General features: G+C 64.0%; 7 protein-coding genes and 5 pseudogenes. 5 read left to right on the top strand and 7 right to left on the bottom strand.

All coding sequences use genetic code 11. The features are described from left to right. Positions 1-158: 158 nt before the first annotated feature. Positions 159-1,016 (bottom strand): HpcH/HpaI aldolase/citrate lyase family protein, encoded by an 858-nt coding sequence (locus tag ACVWW3_RS31955; RefSeq protein ID WP_456672433.1) that lies wholly within the window; start codon positions 1,014-1,016, stop codon positions 159-161. A 136-nt stretch (positions 1,017-1,152) separates the two neighbouring features. On the opposite strand from ACVWW3_RS31955, the gene ACVWW3_RS31950 reads away from it, so the two are divergent. After that, the gene (locus ACVWW3_RS31950; RefSeq protein WP_247444113.1) at positions 1,153-1,797 is read left to right on the top strand and encodes a carbonic anhydrase; all 645 of its coding nucleotides are present in this window, start codon (positions 1,153-1,155) and stop codon (positions 1,795-1,797) included. Positions 1,798-1,878: 81 nt separating this feature from the next. Here ACVWW3_RS31950 and ACVWW3_RS31945 read toward each other — a convergent pair. After that, positions 1,879-2,914, bottom strand: a pseudogene (locus tag ACVWW3_RS31945) (aspartate-semialdehyde dehydrogenase). 116 nt (positions 2,915-3,030) lie between these two features. Between ACVWW3_RS31945 and ACVWW3_RS31940 the strand changes: the two are divergent. Together ACVWW3_RS31940 and ACVWW3_RS31935 are read left to right on the top strand one after the other, a co-directional pair. Then, positions 3,031-3,819, top strand: coding sequence for a hypothetical protein (locus ACVWW3_RS31940; RefSeq protein WP_456652006.1), 789 nt, complete (start codon positions 3,031-3,033; stop codon positions 3,817-3,819). A 155-nt stretch (positions 3,820-3,974) separates the two neighbouring features. Next, a pseudogene (locus ACVWW3_RS31935) lies at positions 3,975-4,353 on the top strand (hypothetical protein). Between the two features lie 100 nt (positions 4,354-4,453). Here the strand turns inward: ACVWW3_RS31935 and leuB are convergent. Next, positions 4,454-5,568 (bottom strand): annotated as a pseudogene (gene leuB / locus ACVWW3_RS31930) (3-isopropylmalate dehydrogenase). 156 nt (positions 5,569-5,724) lie between these two features. Between leuB and ACVWW3_RS31925 the strand changes: the two are divergent. Then, positions 5,725-6,964: pseudogene (locus ACVWW3_RS31925) on the top strand (YbfB/YjiJ family MFS transporter). A 10-nt stretch (positions 6,965-6,974) separates the two neighbouring features. Here the strand turns inward: ACVWW3_RS31925 and ACVWW3_RS31920 are convergent. The 4 genes from ACVWW3_RS31920 to ACVWW3_RS31905 form a co-directional block, all read right to left on the bottom strand. Continuing rightward, the gene (locus tag ACVWW3_RS31920) at positions 6,975-7,757 is read right to left on the bottom strand and encodes a molybdopterin-dependent oxidoreductase (RefSeq protein WP_247344544.1); all 783 of its coding nucleotides are present in this window, start codon (positions 7,755-7,757) and stop codon (positions 6,975-6,977) included. Positions 7,758-7,771: 14 nt separating this feature from the next. Beyond that, entirely contained in the window at positions 7,772-8,401 is a 630-nt protein-coding gene (locus tag ACVWW3_RS31915) for a cytochrome b/b6 domain-containing protein (RefSeq protein ID WP_456652009.1), read from the bottom strand. Positions 8,402-8,584: 183 nt separating this feature from the next. Next, complete coding sequence (locus tag ACVWW3_RS31910; protein ID WP_456652010.1) at positions 8,585-9,139, bottom strand: fasciclin domain-containing protein; 555 nt, start codon at positions 9,137-9,139, stop codon at positions 8,585-8,587. A 312-nt stretch (positions 9,140-9,451) separates the two neighbouring features. Further along, positions 9,452-10,213 (bottom strand): SDR family oxidoreductase, encoded by a 762-nt coding sequence (locus ACVWW3_RS31905; RefSeq protein WP_247344554.1) that lies wholly within the window; start codon positions 10,211-10,213, stop codon positions 9,452-9,454. A 115-nt stretch (positions 10,214-10,328) separates the two neighbouring features. On the opposite strand from ACVWW3_RS31905, the pseudogene ACVWW3_RS31900 reads away from it, so the two are divergent. Further along, positions 10,329-11,862: pseudogene (locus tag ACVWW3_RS31900) on the top strand (malonate--CoA ligase). Positions 11,863-11,939: the final 77 nt, after the last annotated feature.

Genomic DNA, 11,939 nt, shown 5'->3' with positions numbered 1-11,939 from the left:
GAAGGCCGGCGAACTTCCTTGCCAAATGCGCATGCAGCGATAGCCCGCGCCAAGGCGGGCTCCGATTGTCCCAGCCGCTCGTGCAAAGCAACGGCCGATGATGGCGTCGGTTCCCGAGGGACCCGCGCCCATTGTATGGAAGCGCCGAGGAGGCTGAGCTACGGCTTGCCCATCGCGGCGATCGCATCCGCGATCTCGATCGTGCGTCGCGCCATGTCGGCGTGCAGGCGCTCCACCATGGCGCCGTCGAGACGGATCGCGCCGCGCGAGACGTTCTCCGGCAATTCGAACGCCGCGATGATTTTTCGCGCGCGCGCGACTTCCTCCTCGGGCGGCGTGAAGATCGCGTTGCAGGCGTCGATCTGCGACGGATGAATCAGCGTCTTGCCGTCAAAACCGAGATCGCGGCCTTGCGCGCATTCGGTGGCGAAGCCGTCGGAATTGGCGATGTCGCTGTAGGGACCGTCGAGGATTTCGAGGCCGTGGGCGCGCGTTGCCAGGATGCAATGCGTGATCATCGGGATCATCGCGGTGCGGCCCGGCAGCATCTTGATCCGGGTCTCGCGCGAAATGTCGTTCGGACCGAACACAAAACCTGACAGGCGCCTCTTGGGATCGCGCCCGGCGGCAGCCAGTTCCTCCGCATGCAGCACCGCGCGCGCGGTCTCGATCATGGCCCAGACTTTTACGGTCGGCGCCGCACCGAGCTCGGCGAGACGGCGGCCGATCGTGTCGAGGTCCTCGACGGTGGAGACCTTCGGGACCAGGATGCCGTCGGGCGAGGCCTTGGCCGCCATCGCGAAATCGTCGGCCCACCAAGTCGTGTCGAGGCCGTTGGTCCGGATCAGGATCTCGCGCTTGCCGAACCCTTTGGCCGCGATCGCGGCAGCGATCCCGTCGCGCGCCAATGCCTTCGCATCAGGCGCGACGGAGTCTTCCAGATCGAGGATCAGGCCATCGGCGGCGAGATTGCGCGCCTTTTCCAGCGCGCGGGGGTTGGAGCCGGGCATGAACAGATGGCTGCGGCGCGGGGCGGGTCATGCAAGCGTTCCTTCCGGTTTCCTCGTCTCACTTCCGACCGAAGCCGATAGCATCTGGCCTGCCTATTCGAAAGGCTTGTTCGCCCCTGCGGTATATGATTAGGCATAGGCCATGAACACATTCCCAGAGCACTTGCTGGAAGGCTACAAGGCCTTCGCGACCCAGCGGCTGCCGACCGAGCAGACCCGCTACCGCGAGCTGTCGGTGAAGGGGCAGTTCCCGGAAGTGATGGTGATCGGCTGCTGCGATAGCCGCGTCTCGCCCGAAGTGATCTTCGACGTCGGCCCGGGCGAACTCTTCGTGGTCCGCAACATCGCCAATCTGGTGCCGGTGTATCAGCCCGACGGCAACGCTCACGGCGTCTCTGCGGCGCTGGAATATGCCGTGACGGTGCTGAAGGTGAAGCACATCGTGGTGCTCGGGCACGCACAATGCGGCGGCATCCGCGCTTTCGTCGACAAGATCGAGCCGCTGACGCCTGGCGACTTCATCGGCAAATGGATGCAGATGTTCATCAAGCCCGGCGAAGTGGTGGAGCAGCGCGACCACGAAACCATGGCGCAATTCGTCGAGCGCATCGAGAAGGCCGCGGTGTTCCGCAGCCTCGAAAACCTGATGACCTTCCCGTTCGTGCAGAAGGCGGTCGATGCCGGCCAGATGCAGACCCACGGCGCCTATTTCGGCGTCGCGGAAGGGTCGCTGTTCGTGCTGGACAAGGACGCGAAGGAATTCAAGAACGCGCGAAGCGTGGCTTGAAGTCGCCCTTCGTCGGGTGGGCAAAGCGAAGCGTGCCCACCACTTCTTTCGTCATCTTGGAGAGATGGTGGGATCCCGCGCTTACGCCGCCTTTTTCTTCGCGCTGATCAGCTTGCGGTTGATCAGGACTTCGGCGATCTGAATCGCATTGAGCGCGGCGCCCTTGCGCAGATTGTCCGACACGCACCACAGCACGAGACCGTTCTCCACCGTCGCGTCCTCGCGGATGCGGCCTGATATAGGTGGCGTCCTCGCCGGCCGCTTCGTACGGCGTAGCGTAGCCGCCGGGCTCATGCTTGTCGATGACGAGGCAGCCCGGGGCCTTGCGCAGGATGTCGCGCGCTTCGTCCGCGGTGATCGGATTCTCGAACTCGATGTTGACGGCCTCGGAATGGCCGACGAAAACCGGCACGCGCACGCAGGTCGCGGAGAGCTTGATCTTGGGATCAAGAATCTTCTTGGTCTCCGCCATCATCTTCCACTCTTCCTTGGTGTAGCCGTCCTCCATGAAGACGTCGATCTGGGGGATGACGTTGAAGGCGATGCGCGTGGGAAACTTCTTATTGACCAGCTCCTGGTTGGTGTAGACGGCCTTGGTCTGCGAGAACAGTTCGTCCATCGCATCCTTGCCGGCGCCCGACACCGATTGATAGGTCGAGACCACCACGCGCTTGATGGTCGCCTTGTCGTGCAAGGGCTTGAGCGCGACCACGAGCTGCGCGGTCGAGCAGTTCGGGTTGGCGATGATGTTCTTCTTCTTGAAGCCCGCGGTCGCGTCCGCGTTCACTTCCGGCACGATCAACGGCACGTCCGGATCCATGCGCCAGGCCGAGGAATTGTCGATCACGACGGTGCCGGCGGCGCCGATCTTCGGCGACCATTCCTTCGACACCTCGCCGCCCGCCGACATCAGGCAGATGTCGACGTCGGAGAAGTCGTAATGCTCGAGCGCTTTGACCTTAAGGATGCGGTCGCCATAGGAGACCTCGACGCCCATGCTGCGGCGTGACGCCAGGGCCACCACCTCGTCCGCGGGGAATTTGCGCTCATCGAGGATGTTGAGCATTTCCCGTCCGACATTGCCGGTCGCGCCGACGACTGCGACTTTGTAACCCATCGTTCACTCTCCGACGAAAAAGCTCTTTCCTGAAGCTGAGGCTTAAACAGGAAGAGCAGCGCTTCTATGCGAGAACCGGCCTCAAGACAACGTTGGACCATGCCTGAAGGCCGTGGATGCAGTCGCCTGAGGCCAGCACGGCCGCAACCCCCACCCAAATCCAATTGACGCTCGCAGCCTTCGCCGATGAGATCGTCGGCACGCTGGCGCGTCTGTTCGTCTATGTGGGGGCTTTGGTGCTGTTTGCCATCCTCGGGCTTGCGGCACTCGGCCAGCTGCCTGAGCTCCGCGACGATGGGCCGGCGGTGAAGCCGGGTTGGAGCGTAGCCGACCGCTCGCATCCGGCCTTCGCCCTCAGCCGGCTCGATTCATCAGAAAAAACAGGAGCCTACACCATCCTCAGGCATCCCGAAGGCGGCCGCAGGGACGTGATGCGCTGGGCGAGCGAGGCGGACAGGCCCGTGGCCGAGCTCGAGATTTACCGGGAAGGCGACGAATTTGACGTGGCGCGTCCGGCGACCGCGGACCTGGCCGTCCAGATGGGACTGGGCACCGCGACCCCACTTGAGCAGGCCGGCCTGATCGACACCAAATTCGGCCATGTCGCCCTGTTCCGGCCAACGGGCACAGCGGCGGGCGCGTCGTCCTGCCTCGGCTACCTCAAGCGCAGCGAGGAGCCAGCGCTCCAGATCTCCGGCTTCTCCTGCCAGGGCGGCACCCTGCCCGAGCGGCGCGCGGCGATCGCCTGCACGTTGAACCGGCTGACGCTACTCACCTCGGGCAACGAGCCGAAGCTGGCCGAATTGTTCGCCCATGCGGAGCTGAAGCGCCGCGCTTGCACTTCCCAGGGTTCGTCGGACTGGCTGCTGGGTGCCGCGAACGCACAATTGCGCGGAGCGCTCTGACCGGCATCAAGCTCAAGTGGCTGGTATTCATGCAACTTTTGCCAACGCGCACGATTATTCCGCGCTGGTGTGACCCAATAGACCTAGTTGCGGCCGCCCCGGCCGGGCTAGTATGGGATGATATCGACTGGCGGCTGCCGCCTGAAGGGGACGTGATGAGCTCGAAATTCTCTGCCAAATTGGCGACGTGGCTCGCGGCAGGCGCCGTGGTTTGCCATGAGCCTCGCGACGCCGGCCTCGGCCGACACCAAGCCCAAGCGCTATGACGATCGCGGCCGGCATTATTACGGACCGAGCGGCCCCAACACCGTCTATCAGCAGGGCCGCACCCGCCTCTATGTGAGCAAGCGCTCCTGGCTCGACGGCGGCACCGAGGTCAATCCGGGCGACCGCAAGTTCTCCGACTATGCGTTTCCGCCGGAGAATGGTCTCCCGACATTCGCGCGCGAGAACAACACCCGTCCAATCGATCGCCAGCCGCTCAGCACCCCGTCGGATGTTGGCGGATACCCGCGAAATTTCCCGCTGTACTGAGGCGGAATTATCGACCTGAATCAAAAATGGCCGGGCTCGCGCCCGGCCATTTTTGTTTGTCGTGTAGCCCGGATTTCGCGAAGCAATCCGGGCTACGACTCTAAGCGTGCAGCTTCTGCAATTCCTTCAAGATCGCTTCGCCCATCTGCGTGGTCGAGGCGGCTGTGGTGCCGTCCGACTTGATGTCGGCGGTGCGCAGGCCGCTGGCCAGCACGGCCGCGATCGCGGCATCGACCTTGTCGGCGAGATCGCCCATGTCGAAGGAATAGCGCAGCGCCATGCCGAAGGACGAGATCATCGCGATCGGATTGGCGAGACCCTGGCCTGCGATATCGGGCGCCGAGCCGTGCACGGGCTCGTACAGCGCCTTGCGCTTCTTGCTCTTGACATCGACCTCGCCGAGCGAGGCCGAGGGCAGCATGCCGAGCGAACCCGTCAGCATCGCGGCGATGTCGGACAGCATGTCGCCGAACAGATTGTCGGTGACGATGACGTCGAACTGCTTCGGCGCCTTCACCAGCATCATGCCGCCGGAATCGGCGAGCTGGTGCTCGAGCGTGACATCAGGGTATTCGCGCTTGTGGACCTGGGTCATGACCTCGTTCCAGAGCACGCCCGACTTCATGACGTTGCGCTTCTCCATCGACGTCACCTTGTTCTTGCGCTTCTTCGCAAGCTCTCGAAGGCGACGCGGGCGATGCGCTCGATCTCATAGGTGTCGTAGACCTGAGTATCGATGGCACGCTTCTGGCCGTTGCCGAGATCGGTGATGGTCTTGGGCTCGCCGAAATAGACGCCGCCGGTGAGCTCGCGCACGATCACGATGTCGAGGCCCTCGACCGCCTCGCGCTTCAGGCTCGAGGCATCCGCCAGCGCCGGATAGCACACCGCCGGCCGGAGGTTGGCGAACAGGGCGAGATCCTTGCGCAGGCGCAGCAGGCCGGCTTCGGGGCGCACCTCGTAGGGCACGGCATCCCATTTCGGGCCGCCGACCGCGCCGAAGATGATGGCGTCGGCGGCAAGCGCCTTGGCCATGTCGCCTTCCGAGATCGACACCTTGTGCGCGTCATAGGCCGAACCGCCGACCAGGCCGGTGTCGGTCTCGAACTTGGCGATCCCGGCCGAATTGAGCCAGTCGACCAGCCGCTTCACCTCGCCCATCACTTCGGGGCCGATACCGTCGCCGGGGAGCAGCAGCAGCTTGTGGGTCGCCATGACGTTCTTCCTCCGTTTCGTCATGGCCCGGCACAAGGCCGGGCATGACGGCGCTCTTGAATTTCGGCCGGAGTGCTAGAGCGGCGTTGCGCGCTTGGCAAGACACCATTGCCGCCTCGCGGCTGTGCAAGGCAGGCAGGGCCTGCCACACTGCGCATGCCGGAGTACCCCTTGCCCGCCCAAGACTGTTTTGCTCAAGACCGCCGCCCTCCACCCGACGCCCATCCCGCGCGGCTGATCCTGACCCTGTCGCTGGCTGCGACGGTCGGGCTCGGCATCGGCCGCTTTGCCTATGCCCTGGTGCTGCCGGACATGCGGGAAGACCTCGGCTGGTCCTACTCGGCCGCCGGTTTCATGAACACCATCAACGCCGTCGGCTATCTCGCGGGCGCGCTTGTGGCGTCCCGGCTGATCCAGCGCGTCGGCTGGGCGGCCGCGATCCGCGGCGGAACCCTGGCCTGCGTCGCCGCGGACCGCCCTTGCGACTTGCGCGCTGACCGGGAATTTCGTTGCATTGAGCCTGGCGCGCCTCGTGCTCGGCTTCGGTGCCGCCGCCGGTTTCGTCGCCGGAGGCGCGCTGGCCGCTTCGATCGCGCAATCGCGCCCGCTGCGGGCCAATTTCCTCCTCAGCCTGTTCTATGCCGGGCCGGGCATCGGCATTCTCGCCTCGGGCCTGATCGCCCCGTTCACGCTGCAATATTTCGGGCCGGGCTCGTGGTGGATCGTGTGGTGGGCGCTGACGCTGCTGTCCGTCGTGATGACCGTGCCGCTGTTCCTGGTCCGCATCGAGAGCGGGGTGCGTTTCTCGCAAGGCGGTCACGCCGCCTTCGCGATTGTGCCCGTGCTGATCTATCTCGCCGGCTACTTCCTGTTCGGCGCGGGCTACATCGCCTACATGACCTTCATGATCGCCTATGTGCGCGACGGCGGCGGCGGCCCCGCGGCGCAGGCGGCGTTCTGGAGCCTGATCGGTCTCAGCGCCTTCGTCACGCCGTGGGCCTGGCGCGGCGTGCTCGCGCTCGATCGCGGCGGACTTGCCACCGCCATCATCCTCGGCACCAACGCGCTCGGCGCCGCCCTGCCGATGCTCGGGCATTCGCCGGCATGGCTCGCGGTCTCCGCCGTCGTGTTCGGCGTCGCCTTCTTCGCCGTGGTCGGCTCGACCACCGCCTTCGTGCGCTTCAACTACCCGCCCGAGGTGTGGCCGACCGCGATCGCGGCGATGACGATCTCGTTCGGCGTCGGCCAGACGCTCGGCCCGATCGTGGTCGGCGCGATCACGGATGCGCTGGGGAGCTTGAGTTACGCGCTGAATGTGTCGGCGGCGCTGCTGGCGTTGGGTGCGGTTGCGGCGCTGTGCCAGCGCAAGGTGGGGCCGAAGAGCTCGGTGCCGTAGGACAGCGTGACTAGCTCCCGCTGAACGAATTATACCCCTGGTCTTCCCAATAGCCGCCCTTGTAGTCGTTGGTGACTTCCATCGACACGACGTATTTCGGGTTCTTGAAGCCGAGCTTGGTCGGCACGCGGATCTTCATTGGAAACCCATAAGCGCGGGGCAAAATCTCGTTGGCGTATTTGAACGTCATCTGGCTCTGCGGATGCAGCGCGGTACGCATGTCGAGCGGAGAATTGTAGCCGTCCTTGTCGGCGCACTGGAACCAGACGTACTTTGCGCGCGTGTCGGCACCGATCAGCTTGAGGAAGTCGCGCAACGGCGTGCCGGTCCAGCTGCCGATCGCGCTCCAGCCCTCGACACAAATGTGACGGGTGATCTGCGTGACCTGCGGCAGCTTGTACAACTCCGGAAGCGTCCAGGACTTCTTGTTGTCGACGAGGCCGCGGACTTCGAGCTTCCAGTCGGCGCCGTCGACATCCGGCGCGTCGTCGAGATCGTAATAGGCGTTGAACGGAAACGGCTTGGTGATCGCGCTCTCGGGGAATGTCGGCGCCAGCGCGTCGGGATTGAAGATGAAATCCTGCACGGCGTCGTTGAATTTCGAAACCGTCTTGAGCATCTCCTCGGCGGAGGACGAGTCGATCACGTCGCAGCCGGTGAGCAGCGTCAGCGCCCCCAAGCTGGCGCCGCCCGCGATGAAGCGGCGACGGCTGACATCAGGCATCGTCTTGAGGGAGTCCTTGATCAGCAGCCGCTTGTCGACGCCGGGGATCAGGAATGAGCGTTTTGCCATGGTTCTTGCTCCGCTCAACGGCCGATGATCATCGCGCGCAGGCTCTTCGGCACCAACAGCGCGAGCACAACGTGAATGACGAGGAAGGCGCAGATCGCGGCCATGCAGAAGAAATGGATGTAGCGCGCGGTCGGATAGTCGCCGAACAGCATGACCAGCCAATGCAGTTGCACCGGCTTCCACATCGACAGACCCGACAGCACGATCAGCACGCCGACCACGATGATGCCGGCATAGAGCATGCGCTGGACGTAATTGTAGACGGTGAGATCGGCATGGCCGAGCTTGAAGGTCAGCGCCGCCCTGACATCATGAAGCACGCCGGACGGGGTGATCGGCAGCAGTTTCTTGCGGAAGCGGCCGGTGGCGAAACCGGTGACGAGATAGGCGAGGCCGTTGATCATCAACAGCCACATCGCCGCAAAATGCCAGAGCAGGCCGCCGGCGAGCCAGCCGCCGAGCGTGTAGTCGCGGGGAAAAGTGAAGCCGAACAGCGGCGAGGCGTTGTAGATCTGCCAACCCGACAGGATCATCAGAATCATGGCGAGGGCGTTGATCCAGTGCATGACCCGGACCCAGGCCGGCTGGATTACTTTGGCCGGGGCGGCGCTGACCTGCTCGTCGGTGACTGTGAGGCTCGACATGATGGTTCCGTCCTGAACATCGTCTGACAGCAATTATACGCCGATGCTTCCGCTTTCGTTACGCCCCGTCCGACATCGAATCGATACCGGCGAGCTATAGTGGTCACAATAAAGCGAGCCGGGTATCCCCGGCTCGCTTTTTCGTCGCATCCGGTTCGGGGGGGGAAGCCGGACCGCGCGGGGTTACGTCGCGGGCATCAGCACGGTATCGACCACATGGATCACGCCGTTGGACTGGTTGACGTTGCTGATCGTCACCATCGAGGTGCCGCCCTTGGCATCGACAATCCAGACCTTGCCGTCCTGCTTCTTCACCGTCAGTTCCTCGCCTTCGGCGGTCTTCATCTTCTTGCCGTCGGTGAGGTCGGAGGCCTCGAGCTTGCCGGGCACGACATGGTAGGTCAGGATCCTGGTCAGAGTCGGCTTGTTCTCAGGCTTGACCAGAGTGTCGACGGTGCCGGCCGGCAGCTTGCCGAAGGCGGCGTTGGTCGGCGCGAACACCGTGAACGGGCCCTTGCCTTCCAGCGTCGGCACCAGGCCGGCCGCCTTCACCGCCGCCACCAGCGTGGTGTGGTCCTTCGAGTTGACGGCGTTCTGGACGATGTTCTTGGACGGGAACATCGCGGCGCCGCCGACCATGACGGTCTTTTCCTCGGCGCGGGCGGGCGCGACGACGGTCGCGGTGATGGCCAGGGTGCTGAACGCGGCGGCAGCGAGATAGGCAATACGCTTCGACATGGAGAGTCTCCCGATTGGATGGTGACCGGCATTGGCCGGCGTTCGAGTTGGGCAACAATGGCGCTTGCGACAGTTTGACGTGAGGCAGTAGCGCCGTCGTTGGCTCAAACTACGGGAGGGTTTGCGATGGGGTTTCGAACAATAATTTATCGTGATGCGTGAAACTATGTGGGAGATGCTTCGTGGGGTGCATCAACCCGTCATTGCGAGGAGCAAAGCGACGAAGCAATCCAGACTGCTAGCGCGCACGCATTTCTGGATTGCTTCGCTTTGCCGCTTTGCTCGCAATGACGCGAGCGGCTCTACGTCCTGCTAATCCCTGTTGTGCGGCGTCTGGATAAACCCGCGATTATGCGTCGGGCTGATCAGCAGCTCGTTGATGCACACCCGCGCCGGCATGCTCGCGATGAACGCGATGGTGCGGCCCAGATCTTCGGATTGCAGCATCTTCGCCTGCTCGGCCTCGCTCGGCACCACCGGGCGCAGCTTCAGGATCGGGGTCGCCACCTCGCCCGGCATCAGGCAGCAGGCGCGCAGGCCGTTGACGCATTCGTCCATGTTGAAGGAATGGGTCAGCGCCAGCACGGCGTGTTTGGTGGTGGTGTAGGCCGGGCCCGGCATTTTCGAGACGTGGCGGCCGGCCCAGGACGAGACGTTGATGATGGCGCCGTCCTGCTGCTTGCGCATCGTCGGCAGCACCGCGCGCATGCAATAGAGCACGCCGTTGAGATTGACCTGGACCAGTTGGTCCCAGCCCTCCAGTTCCATGTCCTTCCAGCTCCGCTTGGGGACATTGATACCGGCATTGTTCACGAGCAGGTCGATCCGGCCGTGCTTCGCGACGATTTGATCGGCCGCCTTCTGGGCTTCGGAGGCGACCGACACGTCCAGAGCAATCGCCTCGGCCGCCCCGCCGTCCCCGGCGATCTTCGCAACCACGGTATCCAGGGCGTCCTTGCGGCGGCCCGAGACCACGACGATCCAGCCGTCGGCCGCGAGCGCCTCGGCACCGGCTTCCCCGATCCCGCTGCCCCCGCCCGTGACCCAGGCCACGCGTTTCCCGTTTTTGGTCATGCAAACTGTCTCCGTTGCTTCATTGGGGCGGTTTTTGCTAATCCAGCCCTCGGTTTTGACCGGCCTTGTCTGACGAGCCTTGTCGTACAAGTTCCTGCGGTCGAGGAAATCTTGCATGAACCCAGCTGCCAACGCCAACCTGTTTTCCCGCCTGTTCGACGGCCTGGACGATCCGAAGCGCCTTGCGATCGAGACGCATGACGGAGGGCGCATCAGCTATGGCGATCTGATCGCGCGGGCCGGTCAAATGGCGAATGTGCTGGTCGCGCGCGGCGTGAAGCCCGGCGATCGCGTTGCGGTGCAGGTCGAGAAATCCGTGGCCAACATCGTGCTGTACCTGGCCACGGTGCGGGCCGGCGCGGTCTATCTGCCGCTCAACTCCGCCTATACGCTGAACGAGCTCGACTACTTCATCGGCGATGCCGAGCCCTCGCTGGTGGTCTGCGATCCCTCCAAGGCGGAGGGCCTTGCCCCGATCGCCGCCAAGGTGAAGGCAAAAGTCGAGACGCTCGGGCCGAACGGCAAGGGCTCGCTGACAGAGGCCGCCGACAAGGCGAGCAGCGAATTCGCCACGGTGTCGCGTGCAAACGACGATCTCGCCGCGATCCTCTACACGTCGGGCACCACCGGCCGCTCCAAGGGCGCGATGCTGACCCACGACAATCTGGCATCGAACTCGCTCGCGCTCGTCGGCTACTGGGGCTTCACCGACAAGGACGTGCTGATCCACGCGCTGCCGATCTACCACACCCACGGCCTGTTCGTGGCCACCAACGTGACGCTGTTCGCGCGCGCGTCGATGATCTTCCTGCCAAAACTCGACCCGGGGATCTGATCATCAAGCTGATGGCGCGTGCCACGGTGCTGATGGGCGTGCCGACCTTCTATACCCGCCTGCTCCAGAACGCCGGGCTGTCGCGCGAAACCACACAACACATGCGGCTGTTCATCTCGGGCTCGGCGCCGTTGCTGGCCGAAACCCATCGCGAATGGTCGGCGCGCACGGGGCACGCGGTGCTCGAGCGCTACGGCATGACCGAGACCAACATGAATACGTCGAATCCCTATGACGGCGAGCGCGTGCCCGGCGCGGTCGGCTTTCCCCTCCCCGGCGTCTCCGTGCGCGTCACAGATCCCGAGACGGCCAAGGAACTGCCGCGTGAAGAAATCGGCATGATCGAGGTCAAGGGCCCGAACGTGTTCAAGGGCTATTGGCGCATGCCGGAGAAGACCAAGGCGGAATTCCGCGACGACGGCTTCTTCATCACCGGCGACCTCGGCAAGATCGACGCCAAGGGCTACGTCCACATCCTCGGCCGCGGCAAGGAGATCTCGTGATCTCCGGCGGCTTCAACGTCTACCCCAAGGAAATCGAGAGCGAGATCGACGCCATGCCCGGCGTGATCGAATCAGCCGTGATTGGCGTGCCCCATGCCGATTTCGGCGAGGGCGTCACGGCCGTGCTGGTCTGCAACAAGGGCGCCGATGTGAGCGAGGCGGCGGTGCTGAAGGCGCTCGACGGCCGGCTGGCAAAGTTCAAGATGCCCAAGCGCGTCTTTGTCGTCGACGAGCTGCCGCGCAACACCATGGGCAAGGTGCAGAAGAATATTTTGCGGGATACGTACAAGGATCTGTACGCGAAGAAGTGAGGGGGAGCTCTACTCTCTCGCCGTCATTGCGAGCGAAGCGAAGCAATCCAGACTGCCGCTGCAGAAAGATTCTGGAT

The organism is Bradyrhizobium sp. LM2.9 (assembly GCF_054056555.1).
This window is presented reverse-complemented; position numbering and strand designations above follow the sequence as displayed.